19 protein-coding genes and 2 tRNA genes are annotated in these 21,845 nt (G+C 69.9%); 16 read left to right on the plus strand and 5 right to left on the minus strand.

The window, feature by feature from the left end; all coding sequences use genetic code 11:
- Window positions 1-77: 77 nt before the first annotated feature.
- A complete protein-coding gene (locus tag KV100_RS15200) occupies window positions 78-2,942 on the minus strand; it encodes an FAD/NAD(P)-binding protein (protein ID WP_220343962.1) in 2,865 nt (954 codons plus the stop codon).
- A 160-nt stretch (window positions 2,943-3,102) separates the two neighbouring features.
- Here KV100_RS15200 and KV100_RS15205 point away from each other — a divergent pair, with 160 nt between their 5' ends.
- Both KV100_RS15205 and KV100_RS15210 read left to right on the plus strand, forming a co-directional pair.
- Window positions 3,103-4,419: a chloride channel protein gene (locus KV100_RS15205; protein ID WP_220343963.1), complete on the plus strand. Its 1,317-nt coding sequence runs from the start codon at window positions 3,103-3,105 to the stop codon at window positions 4,417-4,419.
- A gap of 15 nt (window positions 4,420-4,434) precedes the next feature.
- Window positions 4,435-4,508: transfer RNA gene (locus KV100_RS15210), tRNA-Met, on the plus strand.
- Window positions 4,509-4,629: 121 nt separating this feature from the next.
- Here the strand turns inward: KV100_RS15210 and KV100_RS15215 are convergent.
- A complete protein-coding gene (locus tag KV100_RS15215) occupies window positions 4,630-5,286 on the minus strand; it encodes a hypothetical protein (RefSeq protein ID WP_255566294.1) in 657 nt (218 codons plus the stop codon).
- A gap of 31 nt (window positions 5,287-5,317) precedes the next feature.
- Between KV100_RS15215 and KV100_RS19740 the strand changes: the two genes are divergently transcribed.
- The 6 genes from KV100_RS19740 (at window position 5,318) to KV100_RS15245 (ending at window position 12,603) form a co-directional block, all read left to right on the plus strand.
- On the plus strand, window positions 5,318-5,467 hold the full coding sequence (locus tag KV100_RS19740) for a hypothetical protein (protein WP_255560913.1): 150 nt from the start codon (window positions 5,318-5,320) through the stop codon (window positions 5,465-5,467).
- Between the two features lie 51 nt (window positions 5,468-5,518).
- Window positions 5,519-5,595, plus strand: a tRNA-Met gene (locus tag KV100_RS15225).
- Between the two features lie 113 nt (window positions 5,596-5,708).
- A complete protein-coding gene (locus tag KV100_RS15230) occupies window positions 5,709-7,121 on the plus strand; it encodes a 3' terminal RNA ribose 2'-O-methyltransferase Hen1 (RefSeq protein ID WP_220343966.1) in 1,413 nt (470 codons plus the stop codon).
- Window positions 7,114-9,636, plus strand: coding sequence for a polynucleotide kinase-phosphatase (locus KV100_RS15235; protein ID WP_220343967.1), 2,523 nt, complete (start codon window positions 7,114-7,116; stop codon window positions 9,634-9,636). Before KV100_RS15230 ends, KV100_RS15235 begins: the two co-directional genes overlap by 8 nt.
- A gap of 355 nt (window positions 9,637-9,991) precedes the next feature.
- The gene (locus tag KV100_RS15240) at window positions 9,992-11,506 is read left to right on the plus strand and encodes an alkaline phosphatase (RefSeq protein WP_220343968.1); all 1,515 of its coding nucleotides are present in this window, start codon (window positions 9,992-9,994) and stop codon (window positions 11,504-11,506) included.
- A 326-nt stretch (window positions 11,507-11,832) separates the two neighbouring features.
- Window positions 11,833-12,603, plus strand: a complete 771-nt coding sequence (locus KV100_RS15245) for a class I SAM-dependent methyltransferase (RefSeq protein WP_220343969.1) — start codon at window positions 11,833-11,835, stop codon at window positions 12,601-12,603.
- On the opposite strand, the gene KV100_RS15250 is transcribed toward KV100_RS15245, so the two are convergent.
- Window positions 12,553-13,047 carry an SRPBCC family protein gene (locus KV100_RS15250; RefSeq protein ID WP_220343970.1) on the minus strand — a complete coding sequence of 165 codons (495 nt, stop codon included), beginning with the start codon at window positions 13,045-13,047 and terminating at the stop codon, window positions 12,553-12,555. The genes KV100_RS15245 and KV100_RS15250 overlap by 51 nt on opposite strands.
- A gap of 125 nt (window positions 13,048-13,172) precedes the next feature.
- On the opposite strand from KV100_RS15250, the gene KV100_RS15255 reads away from it, so the two are divergent.
- The 4 genes from KV100_RS15255 to KV100_RS15270 all read left to right on the plus strand — a co-directional run bounded on the left by KV100_RS15255 (window position 13,173) and on the right by KV100_RS15270 (window position 17,019).
- The gene (locus tag KV100_RS15255) at window positions 13,173-13,646 is read left to right on the plus strand and encodes a MarR family winged helix-turn-helix transcriptional regulator (protein WP_220343971.1); all 474 of its coding nucleotides are present in this window, start codon (window positions 13,173-13,175) and stop codon (window positions 13,644-13,646) included.
- A 35-nt stretch (window positions 13,647-13,681) separates the two neighbouring features.
- Entirely contained in the window at window positions 13,682-14,344 is a 663-nt protein-coding gene (locus KV100_RS15260; protein ID WP_220343972.1) for a TetR/AcrR family transcriptional regulator, read from the plus strand.
- A gap of 81 nt (window positions 14,345-14,425) precedes the next feature.
- Complete coding sequence (locus KV100_RS15265; protein ID WP_220343973.1) at window positions 14,426-16,123, plus strand: NAD(P)/FAD-dependent oxidoreductase; 1,698 nt, start codon at window positions 14,426-14,428, stop codon at window positions 16,121-16,123.
- A gap of 65 nt (window positions 16,124-16,188) precedes the next feature.
- Window positions 16,189-17,019, plus strand: a complete 831-nt coding sequence (locus tag KV100_RS15270) for a DMT family transporter (protein ID WP_220343974.1) — start codon at window positions 16,189-16,191, stop codon at window positions 17,017-17,019.
- A gap of 4 nt (window positions 17,020-17,023) precedes the next feature.
- On the opposite strand, the gene KV100_RS15275 is transcribed toward KV100_RS15270, so the two are convergent.
- Window positions 17,024-17,797: an SDR family oxidoreductase gene (locus tag KV100_RS15275; protein WP_220343975.1), complete on the minus strand. Its 774-nt coding sequence runs from the start codon at window positions 17,795-17,797 to the stop codon at window positions 17,024-17,026.
- A 112-nt stretch (window positions 17,798-17,909) separates the two neighbouring features.
- Here KV100_RS15275 and KV100_RS15280 point away from each other — a divergent pair, with 112 nt between their 5' ends.
- The 4 genes from KV100_RS15280 (at window position 17,910) to KV100_RS15295 (ending at window position 20,928) form a co-directional block, all read left to right on the plus strand.
- A complete protein-coding gene (locus KV100_RS15280) occupies window positions 17,910-18,743 on the plus strand; it encodes a nuclear transport factor 2 family protein (protein WP_220343976.1) in 834 nt (277 codons plus the stop codon).
- 145 nt (window positions 18,744-18,888) lie between these two features.
- On the plus strand, window positions 18,889-19,386 hold the full coding sequence (locus tag KV100_RS15285; protein ID WP_301022474.1) for a VOC family protein: 498 nt from the start codon (window positions 18,889-18,891) through the stop codon (window positions 19,384-19,386).
- 13 nt (window positions 19,387-19,399) lie between these two features.
- Window positions 19,400-19,567: a hypothetical protein gene (locus KV100_RS15290; RefSeq protein WP_220343977.1), complete on the plus strand. Its 168-nt coding sequence runs from the start codon at window positions 19,400-19,402 to the stop codon at window positions 19,565-19,567.
- Window positions 19,564-20,928, plus strand: coding sequence for an NAD(P)/FAD-dependent oxidoreductase (locus KV100_RS15295; RefSeq protein ID WP_220343978.1), 1,365 nt, complete (start codon window positions 19,564-19,566; stop codon window positions 20,926-20,928). Before KV100_RS15290 ends, KV100_RS15295 begins: the two co-directional genes overlap by 4 nt.
- On the opposite strand, the gene KV100_RS15300 is transcribed toward KV100_RS15295, so the two are convergent.
- The gene (locus KV100_RS15300; RefSeq protein WP_220343979.1) at window positions 20,915-21,832 is read right to left on the minus strand and encodes an LLM class flavin-dependent oxidoreductase; all 918 of its coding nucleotides are present in this window, start codon (window positions 21,830-21,832) and stop codon (window positions 20,915-20,917) included. The genes KV100_RS15295 and KV100_RS15300 overlap by 14 nt on opposite strands.
- Window positions 21,833-21,845: the final 13 nt, after the last annotated feature.

A 21,845-nucleotide genomic window follows, 5' to 3' on the forward strand; every position in this document is an offset into this window, starting at 1 on the left:
TCCCCCGCCCCCCGCTGCACCCCCCCGCGCCCCCGGCCCCCCCCCCGCGGGGGGGGCCCCCCCCCCGCTTCTACGTGTCAGCCGGCGACGGTCGTGCGGAGGACCAGCGAGCCGCGACGCCGGGCGTCGAGAGGGGACTCGCGGCGGTCGAGCCGGGCGTCGAGCACGGCACCCGCTCGCTCGGCATGACCCGCGTTGACGAGGCAGAACAGCAGCGTCTCCTCGACGACCTCGCGCTGCGCCGCCGATCCGCCGACCTGCGCGAGCACCGGCAGCGTGTCCTCCAGCAGTGTCACGGCATCGTCCCAGCGCTCCTCGCCCGCGCGGAGGAGCGCGTCGCACACCGTCGCCACGACGGTCCTGATGGTCACGTCGCGCGAGCCGCGGCAGTGCCGGGCGAGCGCCGCGAGCCGGGCGGTGTCACCGGAGGTGGCGAGCGCGATGGCGGAGTGGAGGGCCACGAACGGTGTTTCCGGAGCGTCGACCAGCACCGACCCGGCGGCGTCGATCACCGGCGCGACCGGCGGCGGAGCGGTCTCGCCGACGAAGGCAGTCCCCGTTGCCCCCGGGACGCCGTGGGCGACCGCAGCGTCCCAGCCGGACGTGGTCAGCTGCCAGCGCCACAGGAGTGAGGCGGAGTCCACGAGAGCACGAACTCCGGTGACGGTCGGTGGAGCGAGCTGCGAGTAGTAGCGGCGGCGTACGGCCTCGGTGTCGCCGATCGCGAGCTCGTGCAGGGCCGCGTGCCAGGAGAAGTGCGCACGGTGGCTGGCGGACCGACCGCTCTCGTTGACCCAGTGGTCGAGCCAGACCCGACCGGCCTCGTGCTGCCCGGTCTCGTACATGACGTGGGTCTGGGCGTGCACGGCGTGGCCCGAGGAAGGCTCGCACGAGAGCGCGCTCTCGGCCAGCAGCCCTGCCTCCTCGAACCGGCTCTGGTCCTGACGGGTGAAGGCGAGCAACGAGATGTACCACCAGTGGTCGCCGTAGGCAGGGGCCAGTCCCTCGACCAGGTCCCACGCTTCCTGCTGCACGTCGGTGACGCCGGAGAACGCGATCGTCGGCACCGCGGCGGAGACGGCGAGGATGTCTCGCGGGTGCGCCGCGATGTGGTTCATCAGCGCCCGTGCGCCCTTGTTGCGGACGTCCTTGACCCGCTGTCCCACGACGTCGACGAGGCTGCGCTCGCGCTCGTCGCCCCGCTGGCGCACGGCCTCGCGCGCTGCGTCCAGCGACGCCTGCACGTCCGCGTCGGCTCCCGCCTCATGGCCCAGCATGGCAAGGGTCGCGTGCCCCAGCGCGAAGCCGGGGTCGAGCGCGACCGCTTCGCGGAGCGGGGCGTCCGCGTCGTCCTGAAGGCGCATGAGGCGCTCGAGGCCCGCGTTGTACGCCGTCGCGGCCTCGGCCGTCGTCGAGATCGGCAGTCCGAGCGGGTCGCGCGGGCGAGCGGCGGGGTGATGGCCGCTCACGACACGACCGTCGGCAAGACGTCGGGGGAGCGGGGCGATCGCGTCGAGGACGCCGGTGGCGACGGCGAGGGCCTGGCTCCGGATCTCAGGCACAGCCGTCGACTCCCAGAGCTCGCCCCGCCGCAGTGCGCCGAGGGTCCACACCGGTGCGTCGGCACGACCCTCGGAGTCGATCAAGCGGCCCCCGTCGGTGCGGAATCCCATGCCCGCGGTCGACACGACCGCGCTCGATGCGCCACCTCGAGGGCGGAGGAGGTCGTCGAGGAAGGGGTCGCCGAGCAGCCGGACGTCGCCCTGCGGGCCCGTACAGTTCACGACCCAGCCGACGTCGTGCGTCGTCTCCACGGCGTCGCGCTCGTCGCTGGAGCGATCCGCGACCGTCACGCGCAGACCGCCGCGTGGGAGCGGCTCGGCGTCCACGACCGACCCGGGTGACAGAACGAGGCGGCCCGCCTCGCGCATGCCCTCCACGAGCGTGGCACTCGAGGGCGGCATCCGGTGGCGCAGGACATTCCAGGCACCGGCGTCCGAGGCCAGGAACTCGGCGCGGTCCTCGTCGTTCAGCCGTCCCCAGAGCGTGGAGATCCGGAACCGGAGCCCGTCGACGCCGGGGCGCCAGTCGCCTCCGTCGCGCTCGACCGCCTGAAGGTGCTGGACGACGTGCTCGCGGATCTCGGCGAGGGAGCTGCCCCAGTCGGAGACGTCGGGGATCGCGGCGAGCTTGAGCCCGGTGACGTGCGCACGAGGAAGGCGGGCGTTGCGTGAGATCGCGCGCACGACACGGTCCGGCCGGTTGCTCGCGTCGGTGAGGGACAGGGTCACGTCGACCATCGTGAGTCCGGTCCCGACCAGCAGGACGTCGCCGGGACCCGAGCGGTCGCGGCGTACGGGGTCGAGCGCGCCGGGGGCCCACGGGTCGGGGACGAAGAAGGCCGAGCCGCGCAGGGCCTCCGGCGCCCACGCGTGCCCAGCGGCGGGGAGTCCCGTCGCCACCACGGCGGCGTCCGCAGCCACGTCTCGGCCGTCGCTCGTGGCGACGACGACCCCGGACCCGGTACGGCGCAGGCCGACGGCGCGCGAGCGGACGTGCCGCACCGCGGCGAACTCCCCGGGCGGGCCTTGAAGGGTCTCCGTCAAGGTCTCGTCGAGATAGCGGGCGTATTCGCGACGGCGTGCGAAGGTCGCCGGGTCGCTGCCGTTCTCGGGGTCCTCGTGGGTGCGCCACGCGACGAAGTGCGCGGGGTCCTCGGGGAGCGCGCTCATGCCGGCGGCGGGGACGTTGAGGAGGTGCTGGTCGTCGAGCGTGCCGAAGGAAGGGCCTCGACCCCACCGGTCGGCGGGGTCGAGGAGGATCACGTCCACGCCGGTCGAGCGGCGTCCCGCTGTACGGACGAGGTGCAGCGCGACGAGCGTGCCGGCGGCACCGGCACCGATGATCGCGACGGTCGGGCGGGTGCGGGGCGCGGTCGTCACGGTGTCTCCTCGTCGAGTGCGGCGCTGACTCGGGTAAGTGTAGTGACCAAGTTGGATTCGACGGTGCGCCACCCGCTGGTGCCGGTCGCCGTCGCCGCATTCCGGTCGCCGCTCGCTCCTTCGGGCGATACGTTGCGGCCGACGCACGAGAGGCGGGGCGATGGCCGACACGAGCGGTGAGCTGCACCTCGCCCCGCTCGCGCGGTCGCGGGAGTTCTGGGTGCTGATCCGGGACGCGGTCGTGTTCGGAGTGGTGATGGCCTTCGCCGGCCTCGCCTTCCTCTTCGTGGTCGAGACTGGAGACTTCTGGGGCGATCCGACGTCGCAGGGCTGGTGGGGTGGTCACTGGTGGTGGATCGCGGTCACCGTCGGGACCGGTCTCGTCGTCGGTCTGCTCCGTCACGTCCTGCGGATGCCCGAACACCAGCCCGGTCTGACCGACGAGCTGGAGAAGGAGCACGTCGAGCCTGCCGGCGTTCTCGGGACGGTCGCCGTGTCGTCGGTGTCCCTCGTCGGCGGTGCGAGCCTGGGCCCGGAGGCGGCGCTCGGGTCGATGGGCGGAGGACTGGGCACCTGGGTCGGCCGACGGCGTACCGACGAGGACATGCAGAAGGCGACGACGCTCACCGGCATCTCGGCCGCGTACGGCGGGCTGCTCGCGGTGCCGATGGTGGCGACGCTGCTCGTCCTGGAGCTCGCCAAGCCGCACCGTCGCCGCTTCACCCATGCTGTGTTCGGGTCGCTGGCGTCGGCGACGGTGTGCTTCGCGGTGTTCTACCCGATCGCGGGGACGACGTTCCTCGGCCTCTACGACGTCCCGTCCTACGCCTACAAGGACTGGCACCTCCTGGCGGCCGTGGGTCTCGGCCTGGCCGCTGCGCTCGGCGCCCTGGTGCTGGCGGTCCTCACAGGGATCGTCCGTCGGCTGGCCGCCCGTCTGGAAGGGAAGACCGTCCTGCGCCCGGTGGCGGGCGGGCTGGCGTTCGGCCTCATCGCCGTCGCGCTTCCGCTGACGCTGTTCACCGGGAGCCACCAGCTCCAGACGGTGGCCGAGTCCGGGTCGGCGCTCGGAGCCGGCTTCCTCCTCGTCATCGTGCTGGCCAAGATGGTGGCCTTCTCCGTCTGTATGGAGACGGGATTCATCGGGGGCCCGTTCTTCCCGATGCTGTTCCTCGGAGGGACGTACGGGTACGCGATCCACCTGATCGTGCCGGACGTCCCGCTCGCCCTCGCGTTCAGCTGCGTCTTCGCCGCGCTGCCCGGTGCCATCGTCGCCGCGCCGTTCACTCTGGTGCTACTGGCGGCGCTCATGATGGACCTGGGAGCGCTGCAGACGGTGCCGGTCGCGGTCGCGGTGCTCACCTCGTACATCGCGGTCACGGGCTCCGGCGTGCTCGCCGCGATGGTGCAGGCCCGGGCATCCCGGCACGCAGCCGCGAGGCAGCCTGGGTTTGGGTCTGGGGGAGAGGTCCGGTAATGTTCTGTGTGCCGACGCGGGGTGGAGCAGCTCGGTAGCTCGCTGGGCTCATAACCCAGAGGTCGCAGGTTCAAATCCTGCCCCCGCTACAAGAGATTGAGCAGGTCAGAGGCGGTTCCAGACAGATCTGGGACCGCCTCTGATGTATGCCACACGGGCGTGGTGGATGTGAAGCGCTCCTCGCGGCTCGGCTCTAGCTCTCGTCCCAGGTCACCGTCGAATCGAGAGCGATCGTGATGAGCTCGCCGCCACGAAGGTCAGCCGTGTCTGCCGGAAGTGCTCATGTGGGCTCCAGATCGCCAGGTTGATGTAGTCGCGGGTGTTGTCGAACGCGAGATCCGGCCACGCCCTGATCACGTCGGCGAACCTGGCGTCCTTGGGGTTGCCGTCGGCGTCCCAGGGAAATTCCATCACGTGCAGGATCCCGAGCATCCCCGTGTTTGCGAAGATGAGAGAGAGGCCCTTCGCGACCTCTGGGGGGAGCAGTGCTCGGGTCTCGTCGGTCAACGGAGTCTTGGTCGCGATCGCGGTGATGCCGGTGTCGCGGATCGTTGCTTCAGGCAGGAACTGCGCCCGCACGGCCGAGCGGGTGCCGTCGGCGCCCACCAACAGGTCGGCCATTGCCGAGGTTCCGTCGCGGAAGAAGGCCGTCACTGTCCCGTCGGAGCGTGACTCGTAGTGCGTGAACACTTTGCCGAACTCCACCGCATCGATGCCGCTGAAGAGCACCTGTCGCAGGGTGGCCCTCGAGACGGACCGTTCGGAAGCGATCGCTTCGGGACCCATGCTTGATCGCCTCGACCAACGCGGGTTCCTGAACAGGTCCGCCGATCCCACCGACCGCAGGAGAAGCGTCATCTCGATCACGCCGGGAGGATTGGCGCGCTGTCGTGAGCTCATGGAGCCCTTGGTCCGCGAGGGCGACGAGCTGCTCCGGCGCCGGTTCACGAGCGACGAACTTGCCGTGGTGACCCGCTTCCTCACTGAGACCACCGAGCTTCAGCGCGCTCACGTCGCCCGGCTCAAAGCAGTCGCAGCACCTGACTGACGGGGGCGGATGCGAGGTCGGGTGGGGTGTCCGATAGGCTCGTGTCACCGACGCGGGGTGGAGCAGCTCGGTAGCTCGCTGGGCTCATAACCCAGAGGTCACAGGTTCAAATCCTGTCCCCGCTACCAGATCAGGCCCGGGATTCAGTGCGAATCCCGGGCCTGAATGCATTCTGCGAGCGGCTGCCTTCGAATCCGTCCGTTCGTCGGACCGTGGTGGACCGCTACGCCAGACTTGCCGGGTGCTTCTGACCGTCACGACCACCCATCAGCCTGCGACCGACCTCGGCTACCTGCTCCACAAGCATCCCGACCGTGTGCAGTCGTTCTCGCAGTCTTTCGGCACCGTGACGGTCTTCTACCCCGAGTCCACCGACGAGCGCTGCACGGCCGCGCTGATGCTCGACGTCGATCCGGTCCGGCTGGCCCGCTCCCGCGGCAAGAACACCCCCGACTTCAGCCTGGCTCAGTACGTCAACGACCGCTCGTACGCAGCGTCGTCGCTTCTGGGCGTGGCGATGGCCGACGTGTTCAGCACCGCCCGCAGCGGGCGTTGCCGCTCCCGGCAGGACCTTGCCGACTCGGCGATACCGCTCGAGATCGCCGTCCCGGTGCTGCCGTGCCGGGGTGGAGCGGAGGTCGCCCACCGGCTGTTCGGACCGCTGGGCTGGACGGTCGAGGCCGAGCCGATCCCGCTCGACGAGGCGTTCCCCGAGTGGGGCGACTCCCGCTACGTCCGTCTTCGAATCGCCGGCGTCGTCCGGCTCGCCGACGCGCTCAACCAGCTCTACGTGCTGCTCCCCGTGCTCGACGAGTCCAAGCACTACTGGCAGGGACCTGACGAGATCGACAAGCTGATGCGTTCGGGTGAGGGGTGGCTCGCCACCCACCCCGAGGCCGACCTGATCACCCGCCGATATCTCGGCCGTCAAGGCGCCCTGACCCGCGTCGCCCTCGCGCGGCTGGCAGAGCTCGGTGACGAGGTGGAGGGCGCCATCGCGCCGGCCGAGGACGAGGACGTGCTCCAGCCTGCCGAAAGACGCGTCCCGCTCAACACCCAGCGCCACGAGACCGTGCAGCAGCTCCTTCTCGAGCTGCGCGCGCGGTCTGTGATCGACCTGGGCTGCGGTGCGGGCCAGCTCCTCGATCGCCTGGTCACGACGCCGTCCTTCACGCGCATCGCCGGCTCCGACGTGTCCACCCGTTCACTTCAGCACGCCGCCCGCCGTCTCCACGTCGACCGGATGAATGAGCGACAGGCCGAGCGCGTCCAGCTGTTCCAGGGAGCGCTGACGTATGAGGACGAGCGCTACTCCGGATACGACGCCGCCGTGCTCATGGAGGTCATCGAACACATCGACCCGCCACGGCTGGGAGCCCTGGAGCGTGTCGTGTTCGGGACTGCCAAGCCCGGCGCCGTCATCGTGACGACTCCCAACGCCGAGTACAACATGCGCTACGAAGGCCTCGTCGGCATGCGGCATCCGGACCACCGCTTCGAGTGGACCCGGGACCAGTTCGCCGAGTGGTCCGACCGCGTCGCCGCGACGTACGGCTATGCCGTCGAGCGTCGCGGCATCGGCGATCTCGACGACGTCGTCGGCGCACCCACCCAGATGGCCGTCTTCACCACCAAGGAGGGGGCCAATGACTGACGCAGGAGCCGGCACGCAGCAGATCACCGTTCCCGCCATGGGACTGGTCGTCCTGGTCGGTGTCTCCGGCAGCGGCAAGTCCACGTTCGCCCGCAGGCACTTCAGGTCGACCGAGGTCATCTCCAGCGACTTCTGCCGCGGCCTGGTCGCCGACGACGAGAACGACCAGTCGGCCACCCCGGACGCCTTCGACGTCCTCCACTACATCGTGGGCGCCCGCCTGCGCCGAGGCCTGCTCACCGTCGTGGACGCCACCAACGTCCAACCGTCTGCGCGCGCCGCGCTGGTCACGCTGGCCAAGAGCCACGACGTCTTGGTCGATGTCATCGTCATCGACGTCCCAAAGTCTGTGGCGATCGAGCGCAACAAGGAGCGGCCCGACCGTGTCTTCGGCGACCACGTCGTCTCGCGTCAGCACCGCGACCTCACACGGTCGTTCCGGCGACTCACCAAGGAAGGGTTCCGTCGCGTCCACGTCCTGCGCGGCATCGACGAGGTCGAGGGTGCCGAGATCGTGCGCGAGCGACCGTGGAACGACCGCACGGAGATCCACGGACCGTTCGACATCATCGGTGACGTCCACGGCTGCGCCTCGGAGCTTCACACGCTGCTCACGGAGCTCGGCTGGACCCTGACGTACGACGACGGCACGGCCGTCAGCGCGACCCACCCCGAGGGTCGTCAAGCGCTCTTCGTCGGTGACCTCGTCGACCGGGGTCCGGACACCCCCGGCGTCCTGAGGCTCGTCATGGGCATGGTCGCCGCCGGCACCGCGCTCTGCGTGTCGGGCAACCACGAGGCCAAGCTCGTCCGCGCCCTGCGAGGATCCAAGGTCACTGTCTCCCACGGCCTCGCGGAGTCGCTCGCCCAGCTCGAGAGCGAGCCAGAGGACTTCCGCAAGCAGGCGCTGGACTTCATGGACGGACTCATCAGCCACTACGTCCTCGACGACGGCAGGCTGGTCGTCGCACACGCCGGGCTCAAGGAGGCCTACCACGGTCGCTCGTCTCGCCGCGTCCGTGCGTTCGCCCTGTACGGCGACACCACCGGCGAGACCGACGAGTACGGACTCCCGGTCCGCTATCCCTGGGCCCAGGAGTACCGCGGCCAGGCGATGGTCGTCTACGGCCACACCCCGGTCCCGAAGGCCGAGTGGGTCAACAACACCATCTGCCTCGACACCGGGGTCGTCTTCGGCGGCGAGCTCACGGCGCTGCGCTACCCGGAGCGACAGATCGTCTCGGTGCCCGCCGAGAAGGAGTGGTACGAACCTGTGCGCCCCCTTCTCCCGCCCGTGGGCGACCGCGAGCAGTCAGTGCTGAAGGTCGATGACGTCGCCGGCCCCCGGTGGCTGCAGACCACCCACGCCGGCAAGGTGAAGATCCCCGAAGAGAACGCCGCCGCAGCGCTCGAGGTCATGAGCCGCTTCGCCGTCGACCCGCGGTGGCTGATCTACCTGCCTCCCACCATGTCGCCGGTGGCCACGTCGAAGCTCGGCGGCTACCTGGAGCACCCGGCGCAGGCCTTCGACGAGTACGCCGGCTGGGGCGTCACCCGGGTGGTGTGCGAGGAGAAGCACATGGGTTCGCGCGCCATCGCGGTCATTGCCAAGGACACCGACGCGGCAGAACGGCGGTTCGGCGTGGGTGATGGCTCCACCGGCGTGATCTACACCCGGACTGGACGCCCGTTCTTCGCCGACACCAGTGAGCTCGTCGATCACCTTCGCGACTGCGCAGCACCGCTTTTCGAGTCCCTCGACACCGACTGGCTCGCTCTTGACTGCGAGCTCTTGCCCTGGTCGGCCAAGGCCATGGATCTGATCAAGGTCCAGTACGCCTCGGTCGCCGCGGCTGCGCGCCGCGTGCTTCCTGAGGCGCGGGCGGTGCTCGAACAGGCCGCTGCTCGTGGACTCGATGTCGTCGACCTCGTCGAGAAGGTCGACCGTCGCCGTGACAACGCCGAGGCATTCCGAGACGCGTACGCCGCGTACGTCCACCCGACCCAGGGGCTGGACGGTGTCACGCTCGCGCCGTTCCAGATCCTCGCCGCGGAGGGCCGGGCGCTCGCGCTGACCGAGTCCCACGAGTGGCACCTCGCACAGCTTGCGAAGCTCGAAGGCGATCTGATCACGCCCACGCGCCACCGATTCGTCGACCTCGCCTCGGCCGACGAGCGGGAGGCGGCCATCGACTGGTGGCTGGAACTGACGGGTGCCGGCGGAGAGGGCATGGTTGTCAAGCCCGCACACCTGACCACCGGCCGAATCCAGCCGGGCGTCAAGGTGCGCGGCCGCGAGTACCTCCGGATCATCTACGGGCCTGACTACACCGACTCGCTCGACGTGCTCCGCGAGCGCCACCTCGGCAAGAAGCGCCAGCTCGCCCAGCGCGAGCACGGGCTCGGCCTCGAGGCGCTCACCGCGTTCGTCGATCACGAGCCGCTCTGGAGGGTGCACCAGTCGGTCTTCGCCGTCCTCGCGCTCGAGTCGGAGCCTGTCGACCCTCGGCTGTGAGCGTTCTCAACTGGCTTCGGGGGAGCCAGGCGACGGAGAGCGACCAACCCACAGCGGCGCGGCACGAGCGCTTGAGGGGTCGGGTTGACTCGCACATCCGCCAGCCTGTGTTCACCGGCCGGCTCCTTGGTGTTGTCCTCCGCGCTGGTTGCCTGCGCCAGATTCACAGCAAGCAACCAACGACAAGGACGGACTCATGTCTCGTAGACGTAGACGTAGAGGGCTGGTCGCCGCAGGCGTGTTGGCCCTTGCTGGACTCGCTGTTGGCGGCTCGGTGTACGCCGTGTCGCCCGGCTTCACTGATGACCGTTCGGCCGGTCTGGCCGCCGCTATCAATCCCGCGAAGCCTCGTAACGTGATCCTCCTGATTGGTGACGGCACCGATGACTCCATGATCACGGCTGCGCGCAACTACCAGCTGGGCGCGGACGGACGCTTCGCGCTCGATGACCTGCCGTTCACCGGTGCTATGACGACTCACGGCCTCAAGGTTGGCGAGGGACCGGACTACCCGATCGCGTATGTGTCGGACTCGGCTCCGACGGCGAGCGGCTGGTCGACCGGCACGAAGACGGTCGATGGACGGCTGTCGCAGGGCCCCAGCACCGCTGCGAACATCGCGGGCAAGGACTACGAGACCGTCCTCGAGATCTACAAGAAGCAGGGCAAGCTCACCGGCAACGTCAGCACCGCTGAGCTGACCGACGCGACACCGGCGGCAGCGGCCTCACACATCAACGCGCGTGCGTGCCAGGGTCCGGCAGACATGGCGAACTGTCAGTCGGCGCTCAAGTCTGCCGGTGGCAAGGGGTCCATCGCCGAGCAGCTCGTCGACAACAAGGTGGACGTCCTGCTGGGTGGCGGCAAGAACCGTTTCGGGCAGACCCTCCCAGCAGGTGGCACCGTCCTCGACTACGCGACGGCCGCCAAGGGCTACCGTGCCGTCGACGACAAGGCTGGTCTCGACGCCATCACGTCCCTCGACGGCGGACCCGTGCTCGGGCTGTTCTCCGCTGGGAACATGACGCCGATGTACAACCCGCTCGTGGCCGCCGCTCCGCCCGGCACCGGCGGCGCTGGTCAGAAGTGCACGAACGCTGATCGTGGCAACCAGCCCGACCTGTCCACGATGACGGCCAAGGCGATCGAGCTGCTGGACAACGAGAAGGGCTTCTTCCTGCAGGCCGAGAGCGCGATGGTCGACAAGCAGGAGCACGCCTCGGACATCTGCGGCGCGATCGGTGACCTCGTCGAGCTCGACAAGGCAGTCAAGGTGGCTCTGGACTTCCAGAAGGAGAATCCCGACACGCTCATCGTCGTGACGGGTGACCACGCGCACTCCACGCAGATCGTCGGCGACGGCAACGGCGGGCGCCAGACCGCGACGCTACAGACCGCCGACGGTGATCCGATGACGGTCGCCTACTCCACGGCAGCATCAGGCTCCAACCACACCGGAAGCCAGATCCGCGTCGCGGCCTCGGGCCCCCAAGCGGCCAACGTCACCGGCACCATTGATCAGACGGACCTGTTCAAGACGCTCCTAGGTCGCAGGCCGAGCACGCTGCCCACGACTCCGGCGAAGCCGAGCAAGCCGGTCGTCGCGCTGGTGTCAGACAGGTCGATCACGGCCAAGAGGCTGCGGTCGTCGGGACTGCGCGTCTCGACGAACGTGGCGGGGGCGACGTCCGTCAGGGTGTCGCTGACCAAGAGCGGCAAGACGTTGACGTCCAAGACCCTCAACCGCACCGGACGGACCGTACGGCTGACGGTCAGTAAAAGGATCTCCGGCACGGTGAAGGTCGTCGTTGTCGCGCGGGGTCCGGGTGGGACGAGCATCAAGACCACGACTGCGAGGGTCAAGCGCTGATCTCAGTGAGCAGGCGGGTGCGTCCGGTTTCCCCGGACGCACCCGCATCCTGCTGTTGAGCCAGGACTTCATCGATCCCTCGGACGAACTCCTCGGTCGTGGACGGTACGGGGTCCGCGTCTGCACCGACCCCGCCGACCGGCGTCCGGCCGGACGACGCCACTCTCGAGGTCTGCCTCAGGCTCGAGGACGAGGCTGGGTGTCGAGATCCTTATCGTCGCCTCGCGTCGCAGCTCGACGTCATCGCTCGCGCGGGCCAGGGCGGGGGCCTCGCGGCGGCCCGAGGATCCTTCCCCGCGGCACGAACCAGCTGAGAGACTCGGCCGATGAGCGGTTTCGCTGACGTCGAGACAACCTGGGCGTCGCGGCTGGGCAGTCTCCGCAACGTCGTCCGTCAGAGCCTCGTGCGGACCCAGATCCACGAGCATCTCGAAGGCGTCGAGACAGTCCTCGACGTCGGGTGTGGCCAGGGCACCCAGGCCATCGAGCTCGCCGCTCGCGGACTGGAGGTCACCGGTGTCGACCCGTCTGTCGACCTGCTTGCCCTGGCGGAACACGCTGCCGAGGTCCGAGCGGTCGACGTCTCGATGCTCCGCGGCACCATCGACGACCTCGACGATCTGCTCCCTGGGCGCACCTTCGACCTGGTCTGTGCGCACGGGTTGCTGATGTACCTTCCCGACCCGGAGAGGGCGGTTCGACAGCTCGCCCAGCGCGTCGCTCCTGGGGGAGTGGTCTCCTTCACCGTGCGCAACGGTGAGGCACTCGCCTACAGACCCGCTGTCCGCGGCGACTGGGAGGCGGCCCTGCGAGCCTTCGGCGCCGACACCTACACCAACGAGCTCGGTGTGCGAGCGGCCGCCCACCGCCTCGAAGAGGCGCTGGCCTGGTGCCGAGGCGTCGGGTGCGAGGTCGAGGCCTGGTACGGGGTCCGCGTGTTCACGGACGGCGTCGACCCTGACACCCGTCCGGACGACCGCACCTTGGCGGCGTGTCTCAAGGCCGAGGAGGAGGCGGGGCGTCGTGATCCGTACCGTCGCCTCGCGTCACAGCTCCACATCATCGCCCGGGCTCGCGGGAGCCACGCGGCCGCCTAGAACGATTCCCGAGGCTGGCGTCGCATGAAGAGCCGACGCGTGACCTCCCTCGGCTCGGAGCCGGAGGCGGTCGAGCCTCAGGTCGGGGACCGCTCGCATGGTGTGACGCAGAAGCATGAACACGGGGCCGGTATGGACCATCGTGTGGGTCACTTCGCTGGTGCGCCCGAGGTCGGTGATCCGCCAGCGTCCCTCTTCCACGGCGCCTGGCGCCTCGAGGCGCCAGACGATCTCGTCTGCCTGGATGTGGGTGTAGGTCACGAAGGCGCGGCCGGGGAGCCGGGTGGCCGCTGGGTATCGCTTGCCGAGCGCCGCGATCTGGTCGTCGGTGACGATGGAGTGGACAGCGGGATTCCAGTCGGGCAGCTGGCCGATGTCGAGCAAAATCTCGAGAACGGTCTTCTGGGTGGCCCGGAGAACGCGGGTGGCGGTGTACTGCGTCATGGTCGTCCGTCGGCTTCGGCGGGTGGGAGGCACGACATTACATGACATGTCATATAATGTCAGCGGGCTACGTTGATGCGGTGCCCGGCCCCCGGCGCGCCGTGACCGAAGGAGACGCTGACCCTATGGCTTCGCCCGCCTCCACGACCGAGGAGTTGCGCTACGCACTGCTCGCCGCCCAGCGGGAGGGCAACCGCCAGCTGGCGGCAGCGCTGGCTCCGCACGACGTCACGCCATCGCAAGCCGAGATCATCCTCGTCCTCGGCTCACACGGGCCGACGACGTTGAAGGGGTTGGGCGATCTCCTCGTGTGCGAGACCGGAAGCCCGAGCCGACTGGTGGACACGTTGGTAAAGAGAGGTCTCGTCGACCGCATCGAGAACCCGATGGATCGGCGCTACGTGCTCCTCCAGCTCACCGCCGAGGGCCGGAAGCTCCGGCCGCTCATCGGTGACATCGAGGCGGAGATCGATCGCCGGCTTCGAGAAGTGCTCGGTGACGACCTGCAGCGTGCGCTCGTCAGAGGGATTGTCGCGTTCCTCGCCGACAGCAACACCGGTCGCGCGTTCAGGCGGCGGTTCGGGGCTCGTGCCGAGTGAACGGTGCGTCAGCGTCCGAGAACTAGTGTGTGTGCGTGCCCGACGACCAGAAGCCCGCTCCCGTGGTCACCGACGCCGCCGCGCGGGGATCGCGCCGTCGGGAGCGCACGCGCGCCCTGCTCCTCGACGCGGCCGAGCTGCTCATGTCGCAGCGCGCTCCGGAGGAGATCAGGATCGAGGATGTCGCCGCGCAGGCGGGCATCTCGCCCGCGTCGGTGTACGTCCACGTCGGCACGAAGGACGGCTTGCTGGCGGCCGTGGCCGAGCGGGTGCTGGCGGTGGCCACGGACGCCCTCCGCTCGGCGTACGCGGCGCAGGCGCCTCCGCTCGAACGCTTCGCGGGCGTCGGCATCGCGTACCTGAGGCTCCTCCTCGACCATCCCGCCCTGCTGAGGTACCTGACCGTCACCGGTGAACGCGGTCCGCGCACGCCGGTCGAGAACGAGGTCGTCTCGCGCTTTAGTGAGCTTCGGCAGGAGTTCGAGGGGAGCATCCGTGATGCCGTGGAGACCGGCGCGATCCGTCCGGTCGACCCCGAGCTCATGTCGTACGTGCTCTTCGGTGCCTGGAACGGCGTCGCTGCGCTGGCTCTGCGACGCGACGCGTTGACGCTGCCGCCGGAGCGCATCGAGCAGGCGGCGATCGAGGCAGGAGCCGCACTCCTCGACGGCCTCACGCACGGGTCTCCCGGCGATTGAGCTCGCCGGCCTGGCGCCGATCCCCGAGAGCGAGTTAACTAGAGTCCCACTCTAGTTAACTCGTCCGAAAGTGATCCTCTCATGACGCAGACCGCGCCGCCTCCGACATCCACACCCGAGACCGGCCCTGAGACCTGGGACGCGGTGGTGGTAGGCGCCGGACCCGGGGGACTGACCTGCGCGGCGTACCTCGCGGCCAATGGCAAGAGGGTGCTCGTGCTGGAGGCCAACCAGGTGGTCGGCGGCAGCACCCAGGTCTTCCGCCGCGCCGGCAACAAGTTCGAGTTCGACGTCGGCACCCATTACGTCGGCGAGTGCGGCCCTGGCGGTCGGATGCAGACGGCGCTCTCAGGACTCGCGCTGACCGAGCGCATCAAGTGGCTGCGTCAGCGGCCCGAGGGGCACTGCCAGATCATGATCCCCGGCACGACGTTCCAGACACCGACCGGCTGGGACACCTACCTCGAGCGCCTGATCGCGGCGTTCCCCGACGAGGAGGCCGGCCTGCGCCGGTGCGTGCGGGTGATGCGGACGATCGCGGCCGGCGAGCGACCGCGCCGGCGCCCGTGGGCGCTGCTGCGCTGGGGCGTACGGCCCATCACGACGCTGATGGCGGCGTGCGGCCTCAGCGCCGACGCCCAGGCGGTCATCCTCGCCGAGAACGGCGACTACACGTGGCCCCCGCACCGGACGCCCACCGCCATGCACGCAGGCTTCCTGCACCACTACCTCCAGGCCGGTGCGTACTACCCGCGCGGCGGCGGTCAGGTGATCGGCGCCCACCTCACCGACGTCGTGCAGTCGTACGGAGGGCGGGTCCGGACCAAGGCCAGGGTCGAGCAGATCGTGATCGAGGACGGCCGGGCCGTCGGCGTACGCCTCCAGGGTGGCGAGGAGATCCGCGCCGAGGTCGTCGTCTCGGCCGCCGACTTCAAGAAGACGTGGTCTGAGCTGGTCGGCGACCAGCACCTGACCCGTAGGCTGCGGCGCAGGCTGGACGGCCTGGAGATGACGCTGCCGATGTTCGCGGTGTACGTCGCTCTCGACGTCGACCTGCGCGAGCGGGACACCCCGCCGCTCGCCTGGGTGTGGCCGAACAACGACGTCGACGGCTACTACCGCGAGGTCGCCGCGGGTCGCTGCCCCGAGCAGATGCCGGTGGGGATCAGCTGCCCGACGGCCAAGGACCCGGCGGGGACCCACTCGGCGCCTCCCGGCTACTCGACGCTCGAGCTCGTGAGCTGGGCGCCGAAGGACTACGGGTTCTGGAACGTCGAGACGGGCCCGGCGGACGGTGGCAGCTACGGCCGTGACGAGCGCTACCTCCAGCTCAAGGAGGAGCTCACGCAGCGCGTGCTCGACACCGCCGAGCTCATGATCCCCGACATCCGGGAGCGGATGGTCTTCTGTGAGGCGTCCACCCCCATCACCCAAGAGCGCTTCACCCTCACGACCGGCGGCTCCTGCTACGGCATCGCGCCGTTGCTCAAGAACCTCGGCCCGTTCCGTCCGCGGGTCACCACCCACATCCCGGGCCTGTTCCTCGCGGGCGGGAGCACGGAGCACATGTTCGGCATCAACGCCACGATCTACGGCGGGATGGGTACGGCCGGCGCCGTGCTGGGCCGCGACCTCGTCCAGGAGGTCAACGACGGCGCCGTCTTCGTGGATGAGACCCGCCTGACGGAGATCACCGACGACTTCGACCCGCTCCTCGCGTCGAAGCCCGGCTCGGTGATTCGGCGGCCGGTGCGCCGCCGTCCTCGCGCCACCGCCTGAGTCGCCGAGGACGTCGACAACTCCGGCCCTTGTCACATCGCGGCTGATGGTGTCGTCTGACGTGCGTGAGCGTCGTGATCGTGGTCCTGGTGGCAGCCCTCCTGCACGCGACCTGGAGCGCCCTGGCGAAGTCGACGTCCGATCGCGTCGCGGGCTTCGCGGCGATGTCCACCGTCTCGGTCGTCCTCGGGGCGGTGGGCGTCGCCGTCGTGCCCTCCCCGGACCCGAGCTCGTATCCGTACCTGGCGATCTCGGGCGTGCTGCACGTGGTCTACATGCTGCTGATGACCTGGAGCTATCGCGTCGGTGACTTCAACCAGGTCTATCCGTTGGCTCGGGGCACCAGTCCGCTCCTGGTCACCGTCTTCGGACTCCTCTTCCTCCACGAGGTGCCCGGTCGTGGTCAGCTCCTCGGCATCCTGCTGGTCTGCGCGGGGCTGCTCGCCCTGGTGTTCACACGTTCGCGTCGTCCGGCGCCCGCCTGGCCGGCGGTGGCCTCCGCCGTTGCCACCGGGGTGGCCATCACCAGCTACACGGTCGTCGACGGCCTCGGGGTGAGGAGGGCCGACGCGGTCCTGGGCTACGTGTTCTGGTTGCAGCTGATCATGGGGCTCGGATTCCTGGTCGTGGCAGCGACTGTCCGAGGGCGGCGCGTGCTGTCGTTCGACCGGACGATCTGGATCCGGGGACTGGGCGGGGGACTGATCGCCACGGTTGGCTACGGTTTGGTGCTCTGGGCACAGACCCAGGCAGATCTCGGCACGGTCGCGGCGCTGCGGGAGACCAGCATCGTCTTCGGTGCCGTGATCGGCGCCGCGCTGCTGCACGAGCCGATGGGCCGGCAGCGCGTCGTGGCCTCCGCCGTGGTGGTCGCCGGCGTCGTCCTGATCGTCTGATCTCCTACGGCTGTGACGGTGGCGCGGCGACGAGCTGCTGGCCTCCGTCGATGTCGAACGTCGCTCCGGTGAGCGCCGGGTTGGTCATGATGTGGACGGCCAGGGCGGCGACGTCCTCCGGCTCGACGACTCTCCCGGTCGGCACCGTCCGCCGCAGCTCGTCGAGCCTCTCCTCGAGTCCGTCCCCGAGGAGCCGTGCCGACAGTGGCGTGTTCACGAAGCCGGCGGCGATGAGGTTCACGCGTACGGGTGCCACCTCGACGGCGAGGCTGGCGGCGAGCGCGGGGAGGGCTGCGGTCATCGCGGACGTCACGCCGATCCCGATGCTGGGATGACGGCCTCCGGTCCCGCCCATGAAGAGGAGCGTGCCACCGGGGCGGACCCTGGGTGCGCCGTACCGCGCGATGCCGGCCATGAGCAGCGGGTGGTCCTGCAGCGCCCGTCCCGCCTCGCCGAAGTCGGTGTCCCACAGGGAGGCGTAGTACGGGTTCCCGGCCGTGACCATGACGTGGTCGACCGGCTGCTCGAGGTCGGCGAAGAACCCGCGTACGGCATCGAGGTCGTGGGCGTCGAAGGCGGCTGTCCGCCGGGCACCGACCTCCTCCGCCGCCGCCGCCAGTCGGTCGGCGTCACGGCCGACCAGGAGGACATCGGCTCCCTCGATCCGTGCTTCTCGCGCGGTCTCGAGGCCGATGCCTGCGCTCCCGCCGATCACGACGACGGTCTGATCCAGCAGCCTCTCGCGGCGGGGCGGCGGGTCCTCGGTGTGGGCCGTCATGGGGTCGACTCCTTGGCTCGCCGTTCTTGATCACACGGTCCTCCCGAATCGATGCAGCGGCAAGAGGGTCGTACGGGTTTCCCTTGCTACGTCGTTGGAGGAAGGTGTGGGCATGCCGTGGTTCCCGGACTTCGTCAGCGCTGCCGAGCTCGCGCGGCGCCAGTCGCTCCCGTACGAGCCTGAGGACCCGGTGACGCGCTATCTCTCCGCGTTGTCCGACGGCTCCCCGCATGCTCTCGAAGCCGCCTGGCCGGGGCGCATCGTCGTCCACGACCCGCGTGCTGGAGAGGTGACTGGCCACCGCGAGCTCCGCCGGTTCGTCGCCACGAACCAGGAGTGGTTGCGGGCTCGTCATGCACGCATCGAGACCGTGTCGTCGACTGCCGACGGGTCGTGCGCCGCCGTGGAGCTCCTCGCCCGTCTGGAGATCTCCGGAACGGCGGTCGCGTGGCCGGTCGCCGTCGTCGCCGAGGCGACCGATCGGTACTCGCTCGACCTGCGCACGTACTGCAGCCAGGTCGTCGTCGACGGGCGTCGCCACCGGAGAGCACCCCTTCTCGGACCCGGCGCCGTCCCTCCGGACGGTGTCGTCGGCCGGTACCTCGCCGGGCTGGAAGCCGGAGACGTGGACGAGGTCGTGGCGACGTTCGCCGAGGATGGATACCTCCGTGAGGCGGTCGGAGAGCCGGACGTCCATCGCGGCGAGGACGGGCTGCGCTCGTTCTACTCCCGCCTGCTCGGTACGGGCGACGGCGTGGCGCTCGAGTGCTGTCACGCCACCGATGACGGCGTGCGGTGCGTGGTGGAGTACAACGACGTGAGCACTCGCGGAGAGTGGCCGCCCCAGGCCGGCCTCGCCGTCTTCGAGCGTGCCGACGATGGCCGGATCGCCGCCGTGCGCTGCTACGACGACATCGAGCGCCCCGCCGCCGGCCGCCCCTCGTGAGACCGTCCGAACGGGTTTTGTACCACAGCATGGACATATCGGACGTGGCGTAGAACGATACGGGAGGGGCCACCTCGGGAAGGTCTTCGAGCCACTCATCGAGTTCCACCGTCATGACGTTCGAGCCTGTGCCGAGGAGGCCGCTGTGAGCACTGTCGAGTCATCCGGGACCACTGCTGGGAGCCCGCCGGTCCAACCGGGGGAGATGAGGCTGGAGGTCGTCGTGATCCCCGTCGGGGACGTCGACCGAGCGAAGCAGTTCTACGAAGGGCTGGGCTGGCGACTGGACGCCGATCTCGCGGTCGAGGACGGATATCGCGTCGTGCAGCTGACACCTCCGGGGTCGGGGTGCTCGATCATCTTCGGTGAGGGTGTGAGCGGGGCGGCTCCCGGATCCGCCGAGGGCCTCCAGCTGGCGGTCTACGACATCGACGACGCACGCGCGACGCTGAAAGAGGGCGGCGCCGACGTGAGCGAGGTGTTCCACGACACGACCGGGATCTTTCACCACGCCGGGACGGACGGTCGCGTCGCTGGCCCGGCGGACGGGCACGCCGACTACGGGTCGTTCCTCTCCTTCGCCGACCCCGACGGCAACGGCTGGATCGTGCAGGAGATCAAGACCCGGCTTCCCGGACGCTGAGAGGACACCCGACATGGCGACGATCTACTCCTCGGCCGACGAGCTGGCCGACGCCCTACGCCGCGCCGCCGCCGCCCACGGCGAGCACGAGGCGCGGACCGGTGAGGAAGACGCCGACTGGCCCGCCTGGTACGCGCTGTACATGGTCAGCGAGGCTGCGGGCGAGGAGCTGCCGACGTGAGCGACTTCGACGTCATCGTGCTCGGCGGCGGCTCGCCGGGGGAACACTGCGCAGGTGCACTCGCCGAAGGAGGCCTGCGGGTCGCGGTGGTCGAGCGCGAGCTGGTCGGCGGCGAGTGCTCCTACTGGGCCTGCATCCCCTCGAAGACGTTGCTGCGCCCGGGGGAGGCGGTCCAGGGGGCCCGTGACGCGGCCGCGACGGCGGAGGTGGACGTCGAAGCCGCGCTCGCCTGGCGCGACTTCATGGTGTCGGACTACTCCGACGCCGGCCAGGAGCGCTGGCTCGCCGACAGCTCGATCACCCTGATCCGGGGCAGCGGACGTCTCGCCGGCCCCGGTGCCGTCGAGGTCAACGGCGTCCGCCACACCGCGGACCACGTCGTCCTCGCCAACGGCGCCGAACCGTTCGTCCCGCCCGTGCCGGGTCTGCGCGAGCTCGACGGTGTGTGGACCAGCCGCGAGGCCACCTCGATGAAGGCTGTTCCCCGTCGTCTCCTGATCCTCGGCGGAGGCCCGGTGGGGGTCGAGATGGCCCAGGTCGTACGTCGACTCGGCGGCGAAGCCGTCATCGTCGACACGGGACCGCACCTCCTGGCCCGGGAGGCGGCGCCGCTCGGGGAAGCCCTCGGTCGGACTCTGGGTCGCGAGGGCATCGAGCTCGTGCTGTCGGCGAAGGCCTCGAGCGCGCGTCTGGAGGGCGAGGACTACGTCCTCGGCCTCGACGACGGCCGTGAGGTCCGAGGCGACCGGTTGCTCGTCGCGACCGGTCGCCGTCCGCGCCTGTCCGGGATCGGGCTCGAGACCGTCGGGGTGGAGGCCGACGCCCACGGGGTTCCCGTCGACGGGCGGCTGCGCGTGACCGACGGCCTGTGGGCGATCGGTGACGTCACCGGGCTCTGGCCGCTGACGCACGTCGGCAAGTACCAGGGCGAGGTCGTCGCGGCCAACATCCTGGGCGAGTCGCGTGAAGCCAGCTATGACGCCGTCCCGCGCGTGGTCTACACCGACCCGCAGGCCGCCGCGGTCGGCGCCGACGAGGCCGCGTTCAGCAGCACGGTCATGCTCGCCGACGTCGCCAAGACCGCGACGTACACGCGCGCGTACGCCGAGAGCGACGGATTCCTCACCCTCCTCAGTGACGGTGAGCGGCTCACCGGTGCCTACGCCCTCGGGCCCGACGCCGGGGAGTGGTTGCAGCAGGCGACCCTCGCGATCCGAGCACGCATCCCGCTCGACGTGCTCACCGACACGATCCAACCGTTCCCGACCTTCTCCGAGATCTACGTCCCGGCGCTGAAGAGCCTGCGGGCCGAGATCGCCGCTCGGTCGCGTGAACGCGACGGGGCCCCTAAGGGTGGCTGAGCCGACGAGCGCGCTCGCTCGCAACCGTCTCGCGCACGGCCGGCGCAACCTCGGCGGCGAAGCGCTCGGTCGTCGCCACGTCGTCCCCGCCGATCAGGACGGCCGTGATCCCGTGGGTCAGGGCGAGGTCGACGAGGTTGTCGATCCAGCGTGCGGGCGGGCCGCCGAGGATGCCTCCGGCCGTGGAGTCGAAACCGACGTTCATGATGTTGAGGAGCCGCCTCACGTCGCTCGGTGACCGTCCGGCGGCGACAGCAGCATCGTCGATCCGGGCGTTGAGCGCCGGAAGCGACGCGGTGCCGTCCTCGAGATACTCGATCGTCGGCAGCCAGCCGTCGGCCACCGCGCCGGTCAGCGCGAGCATCTTCGGCTTGTAGGCGCCGAGCCAGATCCCGATGTCGTGGGCTGGCTGGGGCCCTCGCTTGGCGCCGACGCTCCGGTAGTAGTCGCCGTCCACGCGCACGCCCCCCGGCTGCCCGGCGTCCCAGATCTCGCGAATGATCTCGATCCCCTCGCGGAGAGCCTCGACCCCCTGGCCTGCGGTGAGCCGGCGCCCGCCCATGGCAGCGACGCCCTCCCAGAACGCGCCCGCACCGAGACCGAGCTCGAAGCGTCCGCCGCTGAGGATATCGAGCGAGGCGGCAGCCCGGGCGAGCACGGCGGGAGGTCGGAGCGGCAGGTTGAGGACGTTGCCGCTGAGGTGGACGTGCTCGGTCCGGGCGGCGGCGTACGCCAGGAGCGTCCAGGTGTCGAGCAGTGCAGGCTGGTACGGGTGGTCCTGGAAGGTCACCAGGTCGAGGCCGACGCGGTCGGCGGTGACTGCCAGCTCGAGCACGCGCTGCGGGTCCCGCGAGCGCGGCGTGACGAAGGTGCCGAACAGAAGCTCGTGTCCGTAGTCGGTCATGGTGGTCCTTTCG

This window comes from Mumia sp. zg.B21, assembly GCF_019550855.1.
In the GTDB taxonomy this organism is placed as follows: domain Bacteria; phylum Actinomycetota; class Actinomycetes; order Propionibacteriales; family Nocardioidaceae; genus Mumia.